The organism is Cereibacter sediminicola (genome assembly GCF_007668225.1).
Lineage (GTDB): Bacteria > Pseudomonadota > Alphaproteobacteria > Rhodobacterales > Rhodobacteraceae > Cereibacter_A > Cereibacter_A azotoformans.
In genome coordinates, this window is sequence record NZ_VDEK01000001.1 from 111314 (window position 1) to 130218 (window position 18905).

At 68.4% G+C, this 18905-nt stretch carries 19 protein-coding genes; 11 read left to right on the forward strand and 8 right to left on the reverse strand.

What is annotated here, in order from left to right; translation table 11 throughout:
• Positions 1-25: 25 nt before the first annotated feature.
• Complete coding sequence (locus tag FG154_RS00480; RefSeq protein WP_145103214.1) at positions 26-1192, reverse strand: M20 aminoacylase family protein; 1167 nt, start codon at positions 1190-1192, stop codon at positions 26-28.
• Positions 1193-1343: 151 nt separating this feature from the next.
• On the opposite strand from FG154_RS00480, the gene mazG reads away from it, so the two are divergent.
• The 3 genes from mazG (at position 1344) to FG154_RS00495 (ending at position 4278) form a co-directional block, all read left to right on the forward strand.
• Complete coding sequence (gene mazG, locus FG154_RS00485; RefSeq protein WP_101340388.1) at positions 1344-2159, forward strand: nucleoside triphosphate pyrophosphohydrolase; 816 nt, start codon at positions 1344-1346, stop codon at positions 2157-2159.
• A 74-nt stretch (positions 2160-2233) separates the two neighbouring features.
• Positions 2234-3244 (forward strand): Fe(3+) ABC transporter substrate-binding protein, encoded by a 1011-nt coding sequence (locus FG154_RS00490; protein ID WP_145103216.1) that lies wholly within the window; start codon positions 2234-2236, stop codon positions 3242-3244.
• Positions 3245-3336: 92 nt separating this feature from the next.
• The gene (locus FG154_RS00495) at positions 3337-4278 is read left to right on the forward strand and encodes a nucleoside hydrolase (protein ID WP_145103219.1); all 942 of its coding nucleotides are present in this window, start codon (positions 3337-3339) and stop codon (positions 4276-4278) included.
• A 36-nt stretch (positions 4279-4314) separates the two neighbouring features.
• Here FG154_RS00495 and FG154_RS00500 read toward each other — a convergent pair whose 3' ends face one another.
• The 4 genes from FG154_RS00500 to FG154_RS00515 form a co-directional block, all read right to left on the reverse strand.
• Entirely contained in the window at positions 4315-5355 is a 1041-nt protein-coding gene (locus FG154_RS00500; protein WP_145103222.1) for a sensor histidine kinase, read from the reverse strand.
• Between the two features lie 157 nt (positions 5356-5512).
• Positions 5513-6031, reverse strand: coding sequence for a gamma carbonic anhydrase family protein (locus FG154_RS00505; protein ID WP_145103225.1), 519 nt, complete (start codon positions 6029-6031; stop codon positions 5513-5515).
• A complete protein-coding gene (gene gmk / locus FG154_RS00510) occupies positions 6028-6663 on the reverse strand; it encodes a guanylate kinase (protein ID WP_145103228.1) in 636 nt (211 codons plus the stop codon). The genes FG154_RS00505 and gmk overlap by 4 nt, the downstream gene beginning before the upstream one ends.
• A 2-nt stretch (positions 6664-6665) precedes the next feature.
• Positions 6666-7556 carry a YicC/YloC family endoribonuclease gene (locus FG154_RS00515; RefSeq protein WP_145103231.1) on the reverse strand — a complete coding sequence of 297 codons (891 nt, stop codon included), beginning with the start codon at positions 7554-7556 and terminating at the stop codon, positions 6666-6668.
• A gap of 190 nt (positions 7557-7746) precedes the next feature.
• Between FG154_RS00515 and FG154_RS00520 the strand changes: the two genes are divergently transcribed.
• Positions 7747-8424, forward strand: a complete 678-nt coding sequence (locus FG154_RS00520; protein WP_145103233.1) for a PAS domain-containing protein — start codon at positions 7747-7749, stop codon at positions 8422-8424.
• A gap of 57 nt (positions 8425-8481) precedes the next feature.
• On the opposite strand, the gene FG154_RS00525 is transcribed toward FG154_RS00520, so the two are convergent.
• Complete coding sequence (locus FG154_RS00525; protein WP_145103236.1) at positions 8482-9852, reverse strand: class II 3-deoxy-7-phosphoheptulonate synthase; 1371 nt, start codon at positions 9850-9852, stop codon at positions 8482-8484.
• A 142-nt stretch (positions 9853-9994) separates the two neighbouring features.
• Between FG154_RS00525 and FG154_RS00530 the strand changes: the two genes are divergently transcribed.
• Entirely contained in the window at positions 9995-10999 is a 1005-nt protein-coding gene (locus tag FG154_RS00530) for a GlxA family transcriptional regulator (protein WP_145103239.1), read from the forward strand.
• A 52-nt stretch (positions 11000-11051) separates the two neighbouring features.
• Here FG154_RS00530 and FG154_RS00535 read toward each other — a convergent pair whose 3' ends face one another.
• Together FG154_RS00535 and FG154_RS00540 are read right to left on the reverse strand one after the other, a co-directional pair.
• The gene (locus FG154_RS00535) at positions 11052-11645 is read right to left on the reverse strand and encodes a peptidylprolyl isomerase (protein WP_145103242.1); all 594 of its coding nucleotides are present in this window, start codon (positions 11643-11645) and stop codon (positions 11052-11054) included.
• Positions 11635-12144, reverse strand: coding sequence for a peptidylprolyl isomerase (locus tag FG154_RS00540; RefSeq protein WP_011908136.1), 510 nt, complete (start codon positions 12142-12144; stop codon positions 11635-11637). Before FG154_RS00540 ends, FG154_RS00535 begins: the two co-directional genes overlap by 11 nt.
• A gap of 148 nt (positions 12145-12292) precedes the next feature.
• On the opposite strand from FG154_RS00540, the gene FG154_RS00545 reads away from it, so the two are divergent.
• The 6 genes from FG154_RS00545 to FG154_RS00570 all read left to right on the forward strand — a co-directional run bounded on the left by FG154_RS00545 (position 12293) and on the right by FG154_RS00570 (position 18902).
• Complete coding sequence (locus FG154_RS00545) at positions 12293-13486, forward strand: phosphoglycerate kinase (protein ID WP_145103244.1); 1194 nt, start codon at positions 12293-12295, stop codon at positions 13484-13486.
• 101 nt (positions 13487-13587) lie between these two features.
• Positions 13588-14517 (forward strand): class I fructose-bisphosphate aldolase, encoded by a 930-nt coding sequence (locus FG154_RS00550; RefSeq protein ID WP_011908134.1) that lies wholly within the window; start codon positions 13588-13590, stop codon positions 14515-14517.
• A 160-nt stretch (positions 14518-14677) separates the two neighbouring features.
• Positions 14678-14980, forward strand: a complete 303-nt coding sequence (locus tag FG154_RS00555; protein ID WP_145103247.1) for an FtsB family cell division protein — start codon at positions 14678-14680, stop codon at positions 14978-14980.
• Between the two features lie 210 nt (positions 14981-15190).
• Positions 15191-16180, forward strand: a complete 990-nt coding sequence (gene pdhA, locus FG154_RS00560; protein ID WP_145103250.1) for a pyruvate dehydrogenase (acetyl-transferring) E1 component subunit alpha — start codon at positions 15191-15193, stop codon at positions 16178-16180.
• Positions 16181-16192: 12 nt separating this feature from the next.
• On the forward strand, positions 16193-17584 hold the full coding sequence (locus FG154_RS00565) for a pyruvate dehydrogenase complex E1 component subunit beta (protein ID WP_145103253.1): 1392 nt from the start codon (positions 16193-16195) through the stop codon (positions 17582-17584).
• Between the two features lie 10 nt (positions 17585-17594).
• Positions 17595-18902 (forward strand): pyruvate dehydrogenase complex dihydrolipoamide acetyltransferase, encoded by a 1308-nt coding sequence (locus FG154_RS00570; protein WP_145103256.1) that lies wholly within the window; start codon positions 17595-17597, stop codon positions 18900-18902.
• Positions 18903-18905: the final 3 nt, after the last annotated feature.

Consider the following 18905-nt stretch of genomic DNA (forward strand, 5'->3'; position numbering starts at 1 on the left):
GGCGCAGGGGCCGCGGGCGGCGGCCTCACGCCTCGAGCGGCTGGGCGCGTTCGACCAGTCGGGCGAAGAAGCTGGCGCCCAGAGGGGCGGCCTCGTCGTTGAAATCATAGGCCGGATGGTGCAGCCCCGCCCCCGGCCCGATCCCGAGGAAGAGGTAGGCGCCGGGGCGCGCCTCGAGCATGTAGGCGAAATCCTCGGAGCCCATCTCGCGGTTGGCGTTGGCCTCGACGCCGGCCTCGCCCGCGATCTCGGCGGCCACGTCGGCGGCGAAGGCGGCCTTGGCCGGGTCGTTCACCGTGGGCGGGTAGCCCAGCTCGTAGTCGATCTCGACCCGCACGCCGTAGGCCGCCGCATGGCCCTCGACAATCTCGTGGAAGCGCCGGCGGACGAGCTCGCGCACCTCGGGGGTGAAGGTGCGGATCGTGGCGCAGAACCAGCCGTCCTCGGGGATGATGTTCGAGGCGGTCCCGGTGTGGATCTGGGTCACCGACAGGACAAGATCGTCGAGCGTGTAGAGGTTGCGCGAGATGATGGTCTGCAGCGCCGAGACCATGCCGACGATGGCCACGACCGGATCGACCGTCTCGTGCGGCGTGGCGCCGTGGCCTCCCTTGCCGATCACCCGGACCGTGGCCGTATCGACCGCCGCCATCAGCGGCCCGGGCGCGGTGACGAAGCGGCCGAGCGGCACGTTCGGCGCGTTGTGGATGCCATAGACCTCGCGGATGGCGAAACGGTCCATCACGCCCTCGCGCACCATGACCTCGCCGCCGCCGCCGTCCTCTTCGGCGGGCTGGAACATCAGCGCGACGCGCCCCGCGAACCGCCGCGTCTCGGCCAGGTAGCGGGCGGCGCCGAGCAGCATCGTCACATGGCCGTCATGGCCGCAGGCGTGCATCCGCCCCGGCACGGTCGAGGCATGATCGGCCCCCGTCAGTTCCTCGATCGGCAGCGCGTCCATGTCGGCGCGCAGGCCGATGGTCGGACCCTCGCCCTGCCCCTCGATGATGGCGACGAGGCCCGAGGTGGCCACGCCCTCGTGGATCTCGTCCACGCCGAACTCGCGCAGACGCTCGGCGATGAAGGCGGCCGTGGCGTGGCAGTCGAACCGCAGCTCGGGGTGGCGGTGGAGATGGCGGCGCCAGACCCTCATCTCCTCCGCGTAGTCGGCGATGCGGTTGATGACGGGCATGAGTGGTCTCCTCGGACTCGGATCAGCGCGCAAGGAAGCCCAATTCCCGCCCGTCCGCAAGGCGCATGGCGCAAGGCCTGCGGCAGGAGCGGTTTACCGCGCCGATCGGGGCCGTTATCCCGGACGCCGTCCCACCAGCGCGAGACCGACCATGTCCGACCCTTTCACCACCGGCCCCGGCCTCCCCCGCCTTCTCGCCATCATGGAGCGCCTGCGCGATCCCGAGCGCGGCTGCCCCTGGGACGTGGAGCAGACCTTCGCCAGCATCGCGCCCTACACGCTGGAAGAGGCGCATGAGGTGGCCGACGCCATCGAGCGCGAGGACTGGGACGACCTGCGGGGCGAGCTGGGCGATCTGCTGCTGCAGACCGTCTTTCACGCCCGCATGGCCGAGGAGCGCGGCCTCTTCGACTTCGAGGCGGTGGCCTCGGGCATCGCCGACAAGATGATCGCCCGGCACCCGCATGTCTTCGGCGACGAATCGCGCGACAAGTCGGCCGAGCAGCAGACCGCCGACTGGGAGCGGATCAAGGCCGCCGAACGGGCGGGGCGGGCGCAGGGAGGCGTGCTCGAAGGTGTCGCGCTGGGGCTTCCGGCGCTGACCCGGGCGGTCAAGCTGCAGAAGCGGGCGGCGCGCGTGGGCTTCGACTGGCCCTCGACGGACGAGGTGGTGGACAAGATCGTCGAGGAGGCGCGCGAGCTGGTCGAGGCGCGCGACACGCTGACCGAGGAAGAGACCTTCGAGGAGTTCGGCGATCTCCTCTTCGTGATCGCCAATCTCGGCCGGCACCTGAAGGTCGATCCCGAGGCTGCGCTCCGCGCCGCCAATGCCAAGTTCACCCGCCGCTTCGAGCGGATCGAGGCGCTGCTGGCGGCCGAGGGCCGCCGACCCGAGGACAGCGATCTGGCCGAGATGGACGCCCTCTGGAACCGCGCCAAGGCGGAGGAACGGGAAGGTCAATCCTGATAACTATGCTCAACTATTGACGCGGTGCGACGGTTCGGGGTTAATGCCGCTCGTATCCGACAAAAGAGGTCAACATGCGTCCCGCCATTGCATCTTCCATCGCCCTCGCGCTTTGCACGACCGCGCTGCCTGCCCTGGCCGAGGAGGTGAACATCTACTCGCACCGCCAACCCGAGCTGATTCAGCCGCTGGTGGACGCGTTCAGCGCCGAAACCGGCATCGATGTGAATGTGGCCTTCGTGGACAAGGGGATGGCCGAACGGCTGGTGGCCGAGGGCGACCGCTCGCCCGCCGACCTGGTTCTGACCGTGGACATCGCGCGGCTGATGCAGGTGGTGGATGCGGGCGTCACGCAAACCGTCGAGTCCGAGGTGCTGGACGCCAACATCCCCGAGTCGTTCCGCGATCCCGAGGGCCACTGGTTCGGCCTGACCAGCCGGGCGCGCATCGTCTATGCCTCGAAGGAGCGCGTGGCCGACGGCGAAGTCACCACCTACGAGGATCTCGCCTCGGAGAAGTGGAAGGGCCGGATCTGCACGCGCTCGTTCACCAACGATTACAACGTGGCGCTCACGGGGGCGGTGCTCGCCCACCACGGCGCCGAGGCCGCGCGGAGCTGGCTCGAGGGCGTGAAGGCCAACCTCGCCAAGAAGCCCGAGGGCGGCGACCGCGATCAGGTGAAGTCGATCTGGGCGGGCGAGTGCGACATCAGCCTCGGAAACACCTACTACATGGGCCAGATGGCCAATGATCCCGAACAGAAGGAATGGGCCGACTCGGTCCGTATCACCTTCCCGACCTTCGAGGGTGGCGGCACGCACATGAACATCTCGGGCGTGGCCATGACCAGGGCCGCTCCGAACCGCGAGGCGGCGCTGAAGCTGATGGAATGGCTGACCTCGGACGAGGCGCAGCGGATCTACGCCGAGACCAACCACGAATTCCCGGTCAAGGAAGGCGTCGCCCGCTCGGAGCTGGTGCAGAGCTGGGGCGAGTTCACGCCGGACGAGATCGGCCTCGCCGAAGTGGCGGCGCAGCGGGCCGAGGCGCTCAAGCTGATCGAATCGGTGAACTTCGACGGCTGAGGCTGCACCCACCCAATGAACCGGATGGCGGCCGACGGATCGGCCGCCATTTTCACGTTTCCCCGACCGGGGACCGACCGCAAGGAGAGCCCATGACCACGCCCCGCCGGATCATCATCGACACCGACCCCGGACAGGACGACGCCGTGGCGATCCTGCTGGCGCTGGCAAGCCCCGAGCTTGAGGTGCTGGGCATCACGGCGGTTGCGGGGAACGTGCCGCTGCCGCTCACGCAGAAGAACGCCCGGATCATCTGCGAGATCGCCGGGCGGACCGACATTCCGGTCTTTGCCGGCTGCGACGCGCCGCTCGTGCGCAAGCTGGTGACGGCCGAGCATGTGCATGGCAAGACCGGCCTCGACGGCCCCGCCCTGCCCGATCCGACCATGCCGCTTCAGGACCGGCACGCCGTCGATTTCCTGATCGAGACGCTGCGCACCGAGCCCGAGGGCAGCGTCACCCTCTGCCCGCTGGGCCCGCTCACCAACATCGCCACCGCCCTGCAGCGCGCGCCCGACATCGCGCCGCGCATCCGCGAGATCGTCCTGATGGGAGGCGCCTATTTCGAGGTCGGCAACATCACCCCCTCGGCCGAGTTCAACATCTATGTCGATCCCGAGGCCGCCGCGATCGTCTTCGGGGCGGGGGTGCCTCTGGTCGTCATGCCACTCGACGTCACCCACAAGGCCCTGACCAGCCCCGCGCGCGTGCGCCGCTTCCGCGAGATGGGCACCCGGCCGGGGCGGATGGTGGCCGAGTGGACCGACTTCTTCGAGCGGTTCGACCGCGAGAAATACGGGGCGGAGGGCGCGCCGCTGCACGATCCCTGCGTGATCGCATGGCTGCTGAACCCCGACCTCTTCCTCGGGCGGCACATCAATGTCGAGATCGAGACCGAGGGCCGCTTCACGACCGGCATGACGGTGGCCGACTGGTGGCGGGTCAGCGACCGGGCGCCGAACGCGCTCTTCATGCGCGACCTCGACACCGACGGGTTCTTCGACCTCCTTACCGAGCGGATCGCGCGGCTCTGACCCTGCCCGGTGGATAGCCGGCCGCGCCCCTCGACTTCAGGAGGCGGGCAGCGTCACGATGAACCGGCTGCCCTTGCCCAGTTCGCTCTCGATCCGAAAGCGGCCGCGGTGGCGGTTCACGATATGCTTGACGATGGCGAGGCCGAGCCCCGTCCCGCCCTTCTCGCGCGAGCGGTGGTTGTCCACGCGGTAGAACCGTTCGGTGAGACGCGGAAGGTGAATCGCGTCGATCCCCTCGCCGCGGTCCACCACCTCGATCCGCACGGCCGGCCCAAGCCGCGCCAGCCCGTCGGGGTCGCGGGCCACCTCGACGGTCACGAGCTTGCCCGAGGCGCCGTATTTCACCGCATTCTCGATCAGGTTGTGGAAGACCTGCGTCAGCTGGTCGGCGTCGCCCGGCAGGGGGAGGTGCCCGGTCTCGCCGGTGCGCTCGATCGCGACGCCCGCCGCCTCGGCCATCGGCCGCAGTGCGGCCACCGCCTGACCGATCACGGCCGAGACATCGACCTGCGTGACCGGCCGCACCCGCTCTTCGGCCTCCACCCGGCTGAGCGAGAGGAGATCCTGCACCAGACGGTTCATGCGGCCCGCCTCGCGCGCCATGATCGCAAGAAACCGCGCGCGGGCCGCCGGATCCTCGCGCGCGGCGCCCTGCAGCGTCTCGATGAAGCCGAGCAGCGCGGTCAGCGGCGTGCGCAACTCGTGGCTCACGTTCGCCACGAAGTCGCGGCGGATTGCGCCCATCTGTTCCTGCTCGGTGATGTCCTCGAAGGCGCAGAGCGCGCACCGTTCGCCCGCCACCGGCACCGGCGTCACCGTCACCCGGTAGGTCACCTCGCGCGAGGGGCCGGTGATGATGTGGCGCGCCCGTCCCGGCCGATCGAGCCGGAGCGCCCCCTCGATCGCGTCCAGCAACGCCGGCTGGCGCATCGCCATGACATAATGCCGGGCCACGCTCGTCGCCCCGAAGAGACGCTGGGCGGGCGCGTTGGCCGACCTGATCCGCTCGTCGGGTCCGATCAGGACGAGCGGCAGCGGCACTCCCTCAAGAAGCTGGGCTGCGTCCTGCTTCTGCATCCTCGTCTCCCGCATGGCTGCGCGTCCTTCCTGCCATGCGATGCGGCCCGGCGCCAGACGGGCCCGCGAGGGGTCGCACCGCGCGGGGCGAGGTGTTGCCTCGCACCCGCAGAAGGCGGCCCCCGGCGGCTGCGAGCCGGGGCCCCCGAGGGTTGGATCAGAGGGCCGTCAGCTCCGCACGAAAGCGGCGGGCATTGGCGGCATAGCCCTCGGCCGAGGCCATGAGGCGGGCACGCTCCTCCTCGGTCAGTTCGCGCACCACCTTGCCCGGAGCGCCCTTGACCAGCGAGAAGTCGGGGATCTCCTTGCCTTCGGTGATCAGAGCGCAGGCGCCGATCAGGCAGAAGCGGCCGATCTTCGCCCCGTTCAGCACCGTGGCGCCCATGCCGATCAGCGAGCCCTCGCCGATGGTGCAGCCGTGCAGCATCGCCTTGTGGCCGATGGTGCAGTTCGCCCCGATTGTCAGCGGAAAGCCCCAGTCGGTGTGCAGAACCGAGTTTTCCTGCACGTTCGAGCCGGCGCCGATCACGATCTCTTCGTTGTCGCCGCGCAGGGTCGAGCCGAACCAGACCGAGCTGCCGGCCTCGAGCACCACCTTGCCGATCACGTTGGCATCGGGTGCGACCCAGGCTTCGGCGTCGATGCGCGGCGCCACGCCGTTCAGTGCATAGATCATCGGGCGTCAAACTCCTTGTTCAGTTCGCGGACGTGATCCACCAGCGCCGGCTGCGTCTCGCGGCGAAGGCGCGTGGCGGACACGATCCGCTTCAGCTTTTCCTCGGTCTCCTGCAGGTCCTCGTTGACTAGCACATAATCGTATTCGGCCCAGTGGCTGATCTCGTCCCGGCTCTTGCGCATCCGGTCACGGATCACCTCGTCGCTGTCCTGCCCGCGGAAGCGCAGCCGTCGCTCGAGTTCCTCGATCGAGGGCGGGAGAATGAAGATCGACAGCACGTCCCGTCCGAGCGACGAGTTGCGGATCTGCTGCGCGCCCTGCCAGTCCACGTCGAAGAGCACGTCGCGTCCGGCCTCGAGCGCCTCGATCACCGGTGCCTTGGGCGAGCCGTAGCAGTTGCCGAAGACCTCGGCATATTCCAGCATCTCGCCACGCTGGACATGGTCGGCGAAGGCCTCCCGCGACAGGAAGTAGTAGTCCCGGCCGTCCACCTCGCCGGGCCGCGGCGGGCGGGTCGTAGCCGAGACCGAGAATCGGATCGTCGGGTCCCAGGCCATCAGCCGCTTGGACAGGGTCGATTTCCCGGCGCCCGAGGGCGAGGAAAGGATGAGGAGAAGTCCGCGCCGCGCCATGGTCACTCCACGTTCTGGATCTGCTCGCGCATCTGGTCAATGACGGTCTTGAGGTCGAGGCCGACCTGCGTCAGCGCCAGCGACTGAGCCTTGGAGCAGAGCGTGTTCGCCTCGCGCATGAATTCCTGCACGAGGAAATCGAGCCGGCGGCCGACCGGGCCGCTCTCGCCCAAGAGGCCCCGGGCCGCGGTCACATGCGCGGCGAGGCGGTCGAGTTCCTCGGTCACGTCCTGCTTGACGGCCAGAAGCGCCAGTTCCTGCGCGACGCGGGTCTCGTCGAGGCCGTCGCCCGCGGCGAGCAGTCGCGCCATGTTTTCGCGAAGCGCGAAGGGTGCGGCCGCGCGCCGGGCCTCGGCCTCGGTGGCGGCGGCGGCGGTCAGGGCCTCGATCCGGTCGAGCTGGGCCGCGATCAGCCGCGCCAGTGCCTCGCCCTCGGTGCGCCGCATGGCCGAGAAGTCCGCCAGCAGCTCGGGCAGTTCGGCCAGGAGCGCCGCACGCAGCGGGCCCGTATCCTCGACCCCCGAGGCCTGTTCCAGCACGCCCCGCAGCCCCAGGACCTCGGTCGCGCTGGCCGGGCGGAGGTCAAGCCCCGTCCCGCGCGCGGCGGCCGCCACTTCGCTCATCGCCCGCAGCACCGCATCGAGCGTCGCCGGATTGACCCGCAGCCCTTCGGAGCCACCCTCGGCCGCCACCTTGAGCGACAGGCTCACGCTGCCCCGGTTGAGCGCCCGGCCGAGTTCGGCCCGGATCGCGGGTTCGAGCCCCTCGATCCAGTCCGGCACCCTGAGGCGCAGGTCCAGCCCCTTGCCATTCACCGCGCGCAGTTCCCACAGCCACGAATGGCCGTGCCCCTGGCCCTTCCGCGTCGCGAAGCCGGTCATCGAGCTGATCATGCAGTCCTCCCCGACCCCCGCCGTTCGTTTACCATCGTCTCAGAATTTTCACCCGGAGATACGAAAGGAGGGGTAGATTAACGTTTGGATAACCATTGCGGCCGGAGCCCGGCTTCGCCCGCAGCGGCGCATAACAGAGCGGCGGATGCGCGGCAACCCGCGCGCAGCCACGGGAAACGGGAGAGAAGTCATGGGCATGAGGATCGGCGGCACCGGCATCGGCCATCCGGGCGGAGGGGGACGCGCGGGCGTCGATCCCGCCGCGCTGCTGGCCGTGCGGAGCTACTGGCACGAGCTGCGCCGCCGCGCGGGCGGCGAGCTGCCCGGTCGCGCTGACATCGACCCCCGGCGCATCGAGGGCGCGCTGGGATGCGCCTTCCTCGCCGAGCGCATCGCGCCGGGCATGGCGCGCTTCCGCCTCGCCGGCATGCATCTGGCCGATCTTCTGGGCATCGACGTGCGGGGCATCCCGATCTCGACCATGTTCGGCTTCGATTCGCGGGACCGTCTGGCCGAGGTTCTGGGGCGCGTCTTCACCGGCCCCGGCGTTGGCGAGGTCTGGATCGAATCGCCGGCTTCGCTCGGGCGGCAGGCTCTTGCGGGGCGGCTCCTGCTGCTGCCCCTGCGATCGGAGGGCGAGCCGCCGATGGTCTTCGGCTGCCTCGTGACCGAAGGGGAGATCGGCCGGGCGCCGCGCAAGCTGACGATCACGCGCTCGGCGGTGGAGATGATCGAGGCGATGCCGCCCGAGCGGCACCTGCCGCGCCTTCGCCTGCCCGAGTTCTCCGAGGCCGGGTTCGAAGCAGCCCCGCCGCCGCCCCGCGCCAAGCCGGGCCGCGCGCACCTGCGGCTGGTCAAGTCGGACTGAGCCGGATGAAAAAGCCGCCCCTATGGGCGGCTTTCGGAGTGCGGAGGTCGTGCGAGGTTACAGCGCCACGCGCCGGCCCGCTTCGCGCATGGTGGTCAGTTCCTCGGCCACGAGGAAGGCCAGCTCCAGCGACTGCGAGGCGTTGAGACGGGGATCGCAGGCCGTGTGGTAGCGGTTCGAGAGATCCTCGTCCGTCACCGCACGCAGGCCGCCGGTGCATTCGGTCACGTCCTGCCCGGTCATCTCGAAATGCACGCCGCCGGGGATCGTGCCCTCGGCCTTGTGGATCGCGAAGAACTCGCGCACCTCGCGCAGGACCGAGTCGAACGGGCGGGTCTTGTAGCCCGAGGCCGCCTTGATCGTGTTGCCGTGCATCGGATCGCAGCACCAGACGACCTTGGCGCCCTCCTCGCGCACGGCCTTGATCAGCCGCGGCAGATGCTCGCCCACCTTGCCCGCGCCAAAGCGCGCGATCAGCGTGAGCCTCCCCGCCTCGTTCTGCGGGTTGAGCTTGGCCATCAACACCTTGAGATCCTCGACCGTGGTCGAGGGGCCGCATTTCAGCCCGATCGGGTTCAGCACGCCGCGGCAGAACTCGACATGCGCGCCATCGACCTGGCGCGTGCGGTCGCCGATCCAGATCATGTGACCCGAGCCCGCGACGGGCTGGCCGGTGATCGAATCGATCCGGCAGAGCGCCTCTTCATATTCCAGCAGCAGCGCCTCGTGCGAGGTGTAGAAGTCCACCGTCGCCAGATTGTGCGAGGTCGATCCGTTCACACCCGCGGCCGACATGAAGTCGAGCGCGTCCGAGATCCGGTTCGAGATGTCGCGGTAGCGCTCCGCCTTGTCCTGCTCGCAGAAACCCAGCGTCCAGGAATGGACGCGGTGGATGTCGGCGAAGCCGCCGGTCGAGAAGGCGCGCAGCAGGTTGAGCGAGGCCGCGGCCTGCGTGTAGGCCTGCAGCATCCGCCGGGGATCGGGGATGCGCGCCTCGGGGCTCGGGTCGAAGCCGTTGATGATGTCGCCCCGGTAGGAGGGCAGTTCCATCCCGTTGATGACCTCGGTCGGCGCCGAGCGCGGCTTGGCGAACTGGCCCGCCATGCGGCCGATCTTCACCACCGGCACCTTGGCCCCATAGGTGAGCACGACCGCCATCTGCAGCAGCACGCGGAACGTGTCGCGGATGTTGTCGGCCGAGAATTCCGAGAAGCTCTCGGCGCAGTCGCCGCCCTGCAGCAGGAAGGCGCGGCCTTCGGCCGCCTCGGCCAGCGTCGCCTTCAGCTTGCGGGCCTCGCCCGCGAAGACGAGGGGCGGGTATTTCGCAAGCTGCGCCTCGACCGCCTCGACGGCGGCGGCCTCCGGGTAGTCGGGCATCTGGATGCGCGGCTTGGCGCGCCAGTCGGTCTTGGTCCAGCCCCTGCTCATGACGGGTCCTCCGGCAGCTTTGATCTGCGCGCGATATACGGAAAGGCCGGGGCCTTGGGAAGCGGAATTGGCTCAAGGAGCACCTTGAAGGGTGCGCCGTTTCCTGTTTCACAGGGCTGTAAACGACGCACAAGGTCGCAACATGACCATTTCCCCCGCAAGGTCCGCCAGATCCGACAAGCCGCGCCGGTTCGTCTTCCTGCTGCTCGACCGCTTCACCATGATCTCCTTTGCCGGAGCCATCGAGCCGCTCAGGATCGCGAACCGGGTCTCGGGCCGGACCATATACTCCTGGGCACTTGCGGGCGAGAACGGGGCCGAGGCCGTCTGCTCGAACGGTGCGGCCTTCCGGCTCGACATGGGCCTGGCCGAGATCGAGCGCGAGGATGTGCTGCTCGTCTGCGGCGGCATCGACGTGCAGAAGGCCACGACGCGGGCCGTCGTCAACTGGCTCCGGCGCGAGGCGCGGCGCGGGGTGACGATCGGCGGGCTCTGCACCGGGGCCTATGCGCTTGCGCGGGCGGGGCTCCTCGACGGGCGCAAGGCCACGATCCACTGGGAGAATCAGGACGGCTTCACCGAGGAGTTCCCCGAGGTGCGGCTGACCAAGTCGGTCTTCGTGATGGACGGGAACCGGCTGACCACGGCGGGCGGCACGGCCTCGATCGACATGATGCTGAAGATCATTGCGCGCGATCAGGGCGATGACGTGGCCAACACCGTCGCCGACCAGCTGATCTATTCCTCGATCCGCACCGATCAGGACACGCAGCGCCTGTCGATCCCGACGCGGATCGGCGTCCGGCATCCCAAACTGTCCGAAGTGATCCGCAAGATGGAGGCCAACACCGAGGATCCGATCAGCCCGGCCGATCTGGCCGAGGAGGTCGGCATGTCCACCCGCCAGCTCGAGCGGCTGTTCCGGCGCTACCTCAACCGCTCGCCCAAACGCTACTACATGGAGCTGAGGCTGCAGAAGGCACGCAACCTGCTGATGCAGACCGACATGAGCGTGATCAACGTGGCGCTGGCCTGCGGCTTTGCCAGCCCCTCGCACTTCTCGAAATGCTACCGCGCCCATTACGCGACCACGCCCTACCGCGAGCGCGGCACGCACGGCGCAACCGCGGCGCCGGGCGCGTCCTGAGGCGCCCCCCCTGCGAAAGGGCGGGAGGCTGGCACCTCCCGCCCGATGGGCCCTACTCGGCCACCGAGACCTTCGTCATCACGTCGGGCGCGCGCGGAGGCTCGCCGCGGGTGATCGCGTCCACCACATCCATGCCCTGAACGACCCGCCCCACGACCGTGTACTGGCCGTTCAGGAAGTCGCCGGGGGCGAACATGATGAAGAACTGCGAGTTGGCCGAATTCGGATTGGCCGAACGCGCCATCCCCACCACGCCGCGCGCAAAGGGCACGTCCGAGAACTCGGCCGGCAGGTCGGGATAGCTCGACCCGCCCGTTCCCGCGCGGCGCAGCGAGTCACCCTTGCCGAACTCGACATCGCCCGTCTGCGCCATGAAGCCCTCGATCACGCGATGGAAGACGACGCCGTCGTAGGCGCCCTCCTTCGCCAGCGTAACCATGCGCTCGACATGCTGCGGCGCCACCTCGGGCAGGAGGTCGATGACCACCTCGCCCTGCGCCTGCCCCGAGACCTCGATCACGAGGTTCGGGCCGGGGCCGTCCTCGGCGTCCTGCGCGAAGACGGCCGACTGCGAAAGGCCGTAGCCGCCGAGCACCGCAAGGCCCGCCGACATCAGCCCCGCAAAGAGGAACCGCTCAGACGACATCGGCGGCCACCCGCACCGTCAGCATCTTGTCCGGGTTCGCCGGCGGCTCGCCGCGGACGATCTTGTCCACATGCTCCATCCCCGAGATCACGCGGCCATAGACAGTGTATTGGCCGTTCAGGAAATCGTTGTCGCGGAAGTTGATGAAGAACTGCGAGTTGGCCGAGTTCGGGTTCTGCGACCGGGCGGCGCCGAGCGTGCCGCGCGCATGGGGCAGTTTCGAGAATTCCGCCGGAAGGTCGGGCATGTCCGACCCGCCGGTTCCGGCGCGACGGATGCTGAAGTTGTTCTCGGTGTTGCCGTTGGCCACATCGCCCGTCTGGGCCATGAAGCCTTCGATCACGCGATGGAACACGACATTGTCGTAGGCCTTGGCGCGGGCCAGCGCCTTCATCCGCTCGCTGTGCTTCGGCGCGACGTCCGGGAGAAGCTCGATCACCACCTCGCCGTCCTTCAGCGTCATGATGATGGTGTTCTCGGGGTCCTTGATCTCGGCCATGGGGCCCTCCTCTTTCAATCGGGGCCAAACTAGTGGCGGGGCGCCGTCAGGAAAAGGTCTGATTTACCCGGCCTGCGGCCGAACGCCGGTTGACGGGCGGGCATCGATCGGCTTGGAAGCGGGAAACGTCGCCTCAGGAGGAACCGGAATGGGCTGGAAGACACTCGACGACATGGATCTTGCTGGCAAGGTCGTGCTGGTGCGCGTGGATGTGAACGTGCCGATGGAAAACGGCGAGGTCACCGACGCCACCCGGATCGAGAAGATCGTGCCCACCGTCGAGGACATCCTGAAGAAGGGCGGCAAGCCCGTCCTGCTCGCCCATTTCGGCCGCCCGAAGGGCAAGGTGGTGGATGAGATGAGCCTGCGCCTCGTGCTGCCGGCGCTGCAGAAGGCGCTCCCCGGCACCAAGGTCAGCTTTGCAGCCGACTGCGTGGGCGAGGAGGCCGAGACGGCCGTGGCCGCCATGCTTGCGGGTGAGGTACTGCTGCTCGAGAACACCCGCTTCCATGCCGGCGAGGAGAAGAACGACCCCGAGCTTGCCGCCGCAATGGCGAAGCTGGGCGATGTCTACGTCAACGACGCCTTCTCGGCCGCGCACCGGGCGCATTCCTCGACCGAGGGCATCGCGCGGCTGCTGCCCTCGGCCGCCGGCCGGCTGATGGAGGCGGAACTCAAGGCGCTTGACGCGGCGCTGGGTCAGCCCGAGCGGCCGGTGGTGGCGGTGGTGGGCGGGGCCAAGGTCTCGACCAAGCTCGACCTGCTGGGCAACCTCGTGGGCCGCGTCGATCATCTGGTGATCGGCGGCGGGATGGCGAACACCTTCCTCGTGGCGCAGGGCACCGAGGTCGGCAAGTCGCTGGCCGAGCGCGACATGGCCGAGACCGCCCGCGAGATCGTCGCCAAGGCCAAAGCCGCGGGCTGCACGATCCATCTGCCGCTCGACGTGGTGGTGGCGCGCGAGTTCAAGGCCGGGGCCGCGAACGAGACCGTGGACGCTTCGGCCTGCCCGGCCGACGCGATGATCCTCGACGCAGGCCCCCGGACGGTGGCCGCGCTGTCCGAGGTCTTTGCCTCGGCCAAGACGCTGATCTGGAACGGCCCGCTCGGCGCCTTCGAGATCGAGCCCTTCGATGCCGCGACCAATGCCGCGGCGCTTCAGGTGGCGCAGCTGACCAAGGCCGGGCAGCTGATCTCGGTGGCGGGCGGCGGCGACACGGTGGCCGCGCTGAACAAGGCCGGCGCGGCCGAGGGCTTCTCCTACATCTCGACGGCGGGCGGCGCCTTCCTCGAATGGATGGAGGGCAAGGAGCTGCCGGGCGTCGCCGCGCTGAACGTCTGAGACGATTTTCCGCGCCGCGGCGCTACGTTAGCGCCAACAAGATTGATATGCGCATTCCGCCGGACTAAGTCCGTCTCGACGCAACTGAAAGGACCAGCGGAATGCGCGCTAGCAGAGCAGTTCAGAAGATCCTCGCCAATTATGAGGGCGAAACGCCCGGCGTGAAGGCCAACCTGTGCCGGATGCTGATGGAGGGGAAGCTGGGCGGCACGGGCAAGATGATCATTCTGCCGGTGGACCAGGGCTTCGAACATGGACCGGCGCGCACCTTTGCGCCGAATCCGGCGGGCTATGACCCCCACTATCACTACCAGCTGGCGATCGACGCGGGGCTGAGCGCCTATGCGGCCCCGCTGGGCATGCTCGAGGCCGGTGCGGATACGTTCGCCGGCCAGATCCCCACGATCCTCAAGGCGAACTCGGCCAACTCGCTGATGAGCGACACGGCGGGAAAGAACCAGGCGGTGACGGCGTCGGTCGATGATGCGCTGCGGCTGGGCTGCGCGGCGATCGGCTTCACGATCTATCCGGGCTCGGACTCGCAGCTCGACATGTATGAAGAGATCGTCGAGATGCGGAAGGAGGCCGCCGCCAAGGGCGTCGCCACCGTGATCTGGTCCTATCCGCGCGGCGAGGCCATCACCAAGGATGGCGAGACGGCGATCGACGTGGCGGCCTATGCAGCGCAGATCGCGGCGCTGATCGGCGCGCATGTCATCAAGATCAAGCTCTCGACCGATCACCTGATGCTGCCCGAGGCGAAGAAGGTCTATGAAGAGCAGAAGATCGACGTGGCCAGCCAGGCGGCGCGGGTGAAGCACTGCATGGATGCGGCCTTTGCCGGCCGTCGCGTCGTGGTCTTCTCGGGCGGCGCCAAGAAGGGCGAGGACTCGGTCTATGACGACGCCCGCGCGATCCGCGACGGCGGCGGCAACGGCTCGATCATCGGCCGCAACAGCTTCCAGCGGAGCCGCGAGGACGCGCTGGCGATGCTGGGCAAGCTCGTGGACATCTACAAGGGTCGCGCCTGATCCCGCGGGCCCTTCCCTCTCGGGAAGGGCCACCCCCTGCCGGGGCCCCGTCCCTCCGGCCCCTGCCGCACAGGTTCTTTTCGATTCCCAACCCGCCTGCGCTCTGGCATGATGCCGGCCACCGCCCCCGCCGAACGAGGGGCGCGACCAGAGGCAGAGCATGAACATCCCGACCTCCCGCCCCGCCATCGGCGCCAGCCTCTATTTCGCGCTGGCCTTCTCGCTCTCGGCCTATTTCACCTTCGCGGCCGTGCAAGGGGACTATGGCGTCTTCCGGCAGGTGCAGATCAAGTCCGAGGCCGAAGCCCTGCGGGCCGAGCGCGACCAGATCGCGACCGAACTGGCCGAGATGCGCAACAAGACCCGCCGCCTGTCGGACGGCTACCTCGACCTCGACCTGCTCGATGAACAGGCGCGCTCTACCCTCGGCTACGTCCGGGCGGACGAGATCGTCATCCGCTGACCTGAGACCAACCGCTCCACAACCCCGGCGCCAGCATCCGCCTGAGCGCCGTCCGGTGCCGCTTGCCCGCGGCAGCGGCGCGCGATGACGGCCCCGGAGGGGCCCGAAGAGCGCGCCACCGCCGTCCGCAATATTGCTCTCGCTCCCGCCCGACCTATGGGTTAAAGGTAGTTTAGCCTTGAACTACTTGTCGCGACGGGAGGCGCCGCCATGGCCACCAGAAAATCGCCGGAACAATCCAACGCATCCAGGGAGGAGCTTCTCCACTATTACCGCGAGATGCTGCTCATCCGCCGCTTCGAGGAGAAGGCCGGCCAGCTCTACGGCATGGGCCTGATCGGCGGCTTCTGCCACCTCTACATCGGGCAGGAGGCCGTCGTGGTCGGCCTCGAAGCCGCCGCCAAGGAAGGCGACAAGCGCATCACCTCCTACCGCGATCACGGCCACATGCTGGCCTGCGGGATGGATGCCAAGGGCGTGATGGCCGAGCTCACGGGCCGCGAGGGCGGCTATTCCAAGGGCAAGGGCGGCTCGATGCACATGTTCTCGAAAGAGAAGCATTTCTACGGCGGCCACGGCATCGTCGGCGCGCAGGTGCCGCTCGGCGCCGGGCTGGCCTTCGCCGACCGCTATCTCGGCAATGACAACGTGACCTTCGCCTATTTCGGCGACGGTGCCGCGAACCAGGGCCAGGTCTACGAGGCCTACAACATGGCCAAGCTCTGGAGCCTGCCGGTCATCTTCGTGATCGAGAACAACCAGTATGCGATGGGCACGAGCGTGAAGCGTTCGACCAAGTCGCCCTCGCTGTGGGAGCGCGGCGCCGCCTACGGCATCAAGGGCGAGGCGGTGGACGGGATGGATGTGCTGGCCGTCAAGGCCGCGGGCGAGAAGGCGGTCGCCGCCTGCCGCGCGGGCCAGGGGCCCTATATCCTCGAGATGATGACCTATCGCTACCGCGGCCACTCCATGTCCGATCCCGCGAAGTACCGCACCCGCGAAGAGGTGCAGCGGATGCGCGACGAGAAGGACGCGATCGAGCACGTCCGCGACCTGCTGATCCAGGGCAACCTCGCCACCGACGACGACCTGAAGGCGATCGACAAGGACATCAAGGCCGTCGTGAACGAGGCCGCCGACTTTGCCAAGGAGAGCCCCGAGCTTGCGCTCGAGGAACTCTGGACCGACATCTACGCCTGAGGGGACAAGACCATGGCAACCGAAGTTCTGATGCCCGCCCTGTCGCCCACGATGGAGGAAGGCACGCTCGCGAAGTGGCTGGTGAAGGAGGGCGATGCGGTCAAGTCCGGCCAGATCATCGCCGAGATCGAGACCGACAAGGCCACGATGGAGTTCGAGGCCGTCGATGAGGGCACGATCGGCAAGCTGCTGATCGCCGAGGGCACCGCAGGGGTGAAGGTGAACACGCCCATCGCCGTGCTGGTCGAAGAGGGCGAAAGCGCCGAGGCCACGCCCGCCCCCGCCCAGCCGCAGGGCGAGAAGAAGCCGCAGCCCCCCGAGGGCAGCGAGGGCAAGGCCGTGGATGAGCCGCTCGTCTCCTCGCCGGGTGCGCCGGTTCCGGGCAAGCGCGACCGCTCGCCCGACTGGCCCGAGGGCACCCAGATGAAGACCATGACGGTGCGCGAGGCGCTGCGCGAGGCGATGGCCGAGGAGATGCGCGCCGACAAGACCGTCTTCCTGATGGGCGAGGAAGTGGGCGAATATCAGGGCGCCTACAAGATCAGCCAGGGTCTGCTGGACGAGTTCGGCGCCAAGCGCGTGGTCGACACGCCGATCACCGAGCACGGCTTTGCCGGCATGGCGGTGGGCGCGGCCTTCGGCGGCCTGCGCCCCATCGTCGAGTTCATGACCTTCAACTTCGCCATGCAGGCGATCGACCAGATCATCAACTCGGCCGCCAAGACGCTCTACATGTCCGGCGGGCAGATGGGCTGCCCGATCGTCTTCCGCGGCCCGAACGGTGCCGCCGCCCGAGTCGGCGCCCAGCACAGCCAGGATTACGCCGCCTGGTATGCCCAGATCCCGGGCCTCAAGGTAGTGATGCCCTATTCCGCGGCCGACGCGAAGGGGCTTCTGAAGACCGCGATCCGTGACCCGAACCCGGTGATCTTCCTGGAAAACGAGATCCTCTACGGCCGCTCGTTCGAGGTGCCGGTGCTGGAGGATTTCACGATCCCCTTCGGCAAGGCGCGGATCTGGCACGAGGGGACCGACCTCACCATCGTCTCCTTCGGCATCGGCATGACCTATGCACTCGAGGCCGCCGACAAGCTCGCCGCCGAGGGCATCTCGGCCGAGGTGATCGACCTGCGCACCCTGCGCCCGATCGACTACGAGACGGTGATCGCCTCGGTGAAGAAGACCAACCGCTGCATCACGGTCGAGGAAGGCTGGCCCGTGGGCTCGATCGGCAACCACATCGCCGCCACGATCATGCAGCAGGCCTTCGACTGGCTCGACGCGCCGGTCCTGAACCTGACCGGCAAGGACGTACCGATGCCCTACGCGGCCAACCTGGAAAAGCACGCGCTGGTGACCACCGCCGAGGTCGTCGAGGCCGCGAAATCCGTCTGCTACCGCTGAGGAGACCCAGATGGCAACCGAGATCCTGATGCCCGCGCTGTCTCCGACGATGGAGGAGGGGACACTTGCGAAATGGCTGAAGAAGGAGGGGGATGAGGTCCGTTCGGGCGACATCCTCGCCGAGATCGAGACCGACAAGGCGACGATGGAGTTCGAGGCGGTGGACGAGGGGATCCTCGGCAAGATCCTGATCGCCGAGGGCACCGCGGGCGTGAAGGTGAACACACCCATCGCCGTGCTGGTCGAAGAGGGCGAGAGCGCGGATGCGGTCTCGTCGGGCAAGGTGCCGGCGCCCGAAGAGCCGAAGGACGAGGCCGCGCCCGCGCAGGAGGCGCCGAAGGACAGCCCCGCCGCCTCGCCGGCGCCGGCTGCGAAGCCCGAGGGCGATCGCATCTTCGCCTCGCCGCTCGCGCGGCGGATCGCCAAGGAGAAGGGGCTCGACCTCGCCACGGTCAAGGGATCGGGCCCGCGCGGCCGGATCGTGAAGGCCGATGTCGAGGGGGCGCAGAAACCGGCGGCGAAAACCGAAGCCGCGGCGCCCCAGGCGGATGCTCCGGCGGCCGCTGCGGCCCCCATGACCTCGCCGGCCGCCTCGGCGGCTTCGGTCGCAAAGCTCTTTGCCGACCGAGAGTTCGAGGAGATCACCCTCGACGGCATGCGCAAGACCATTGCCGCGCGCCTGTCCGAGGCCAAGCAGACCATCCCGCACTTCTACCTCCGCCGCGAGGTGGCGCTGGATGCGCTGATGGCCTTCCGGACCGATCTCAACGCCAGGCTCGAGAGCCGGGGCGTGAAGCTCTCGGTCAATGACTTCATCATCAAGGCCTGTGCGGTGGCCCTCCAGCAGGTGCCGAACGCGAATGCCGTCTGGGCGGGCGACCGCATCCTGCGGCTCAAGCCGTCGGACGTGGCGGTGGCGGTGGCCATCGAGGGCGGCCTCTTCACGCCGGTCCTGCGCGATGCCCACCAGAAGAGCCTGTCCGCCCTCTCGGCCGAGATGAAGGATCTGGCCGCCCGTGCCCGCACGAAGAAGCTCGCCCCGCACGAATATCAGGGCGGCAGCTTCGCGATCTCGAACCTGGGGATGTTCGGGATCGAGAATTTCGACGCGGTCATCAACCCACCGCACGGCTCGATCCTCGCGGTCGGTGCAGGCATCCGCAAGCCCGTCGTGGGCAAGGACGGCGCGATCACGACCGCCACGATGATGTCGATGACGCTGTCGGTGGATCACCGGGTGATCGACGGCGCGCTGGGGGCCGAGTTCCTCAAGGCGATCGTCGAGAACCTCGAGAACCCCATCGCGATGCTCGCCTGATCG

Excerpts from the sequence above, each read along its gene's own strand:
- FG154_RS00480 (WP_145103214.1), bottom strand. The coding sequence starts at position 1,192 with ATGCCCGTCATCAACCGCATCGCCGACTACGCGGAGGAGATGAGGGTC.
- mazG (WP_101340388.1), top strand. The coding sequence starts at position 1,344 with ATGTCCGACCCTTTCACCACCGGCCCCGGCCTCCCCCGCCTTCTCGCC.
- FG154_RS00490 (WP_145103216.1), top strand. The coding sequence starts at position 2,234 with ATGCGTCCCGCCATTGCATCTTCCATCGCCCTCGCGCTTTGCACGACC.
- FG154_RS00495 (WP_145103219.1), top strand. The coding sequence starts at position 3,337 with ATGACCACGCCCCGCCGGATCATCATCGACACCGACCCCGGACAGGAC.
- FG154_RS00500 (WP_145103222.1), bottom strand. The coding sequence starts at position 5,355 with ATGCAGAAGCAGGACGCAGCCCAGCTTCTTGAGGGAGTGCCGCTGCCG.
- FG154_RS00505 (WP_145103225.1), bottom strand. The coding sequence starts at position 6,031 with ATGATCTATGCACTGAACGGCGTGGCGCCGCGCATCGACGCCGAAGCC.
- gmk (WP_145103228.1), bottom strand. The coding sequence starts at position 6,663 with ATGGCGCGGCGCGGACTTCTCCTCATCCTTTCCTCGCCCTCGGGCGCC.
- FG154_RS00515 (WP_145103231.1), bottom strand. The coding sequence starts at position 7,556 with ATGATCAGCTCGATGACCGGCTTCGCGACGCGGAAGGGCCAGGGGCAC.
- FG154_RS00520 (WP_145103233.1), top strand. The coding sequence starts at position 7,747 with ATGGGCATGAGGATCGGCGGCACCGGCATCGGCCATCCGGGCGGAGGG.
- FG154_RS00525 (WP_145103236.1), bottom strand. The coding sequence starts at position 9,852 with ATGAGCAGGGGCTGGACCAAGACCGACTGGCGCGCCAAGCCGCGCATC.
- FG154_RS00530 (WP_145103239.1), top strand. The coding sequence starts at position 9,995 with ATGACCATTTCCCCCGCAAGGTCCGCCAGATCCGACAAGCCGCGCCGG.
- FG154_RS00535 (WP_145103242.1), bottom strand. The coding sequence starts at position 11,645 with ATGTCGTCTGAGCGGTTCCTCTTTGCGGGGCTGATGTCGGCGGGCCTT.
- FG154_RS00540 (WP_011908136.1), bottom strand. The coding sequence starts at position 12,144 with ATGGCCGAGATCAAGGACCCCGAGAACACCATCATCATGACGCTGAAG.
- FG154_RS00545 (WP_145103244.1), top strand. The coding sequence starts at position 12,293 with ATGGGCTGGAAGACACTCGACGACATGGATCTTGCTGGCAAGGTCGTG.
- FG154_RS00550 (WP_011908134.1), top strand. The coding sequence starts at position 13,588 with ATGCGCGCTAGCAGAGCAGTTCAGAAGATCCTCGCCAATTATGAGGGC.
- FG154_RS00555 (WP_145103247.1), top strand. The coding sequence starts at position 14,678 with ATGAACATCCCGACCTCCCGCCCCGCCATCGGCGCCAGCCTCTATTTC.
- pdhA (WP_145103250.1), top strand. The coding sequence starts at position 15,191 with ATGGCCACCAGAAAATCGCCGGAACAATCCAACGCATCCAGGGAGGAG.
- FG154_RS00565 (WP_145103253.1), top strand. The coding sequence starts at position 16,193 with ATGGCAACCGAAGTTCTGATGCCCGCCCTGTCGCCCACGATGGAGGAA.
- FG154_RS00570 (WP_145103256.1), top strand. The coding sequence starts at position 17,595 with ATGGCAACCGAGATCCTGATGCCCGCGCTGTCTCCGACGATGGAGGAG.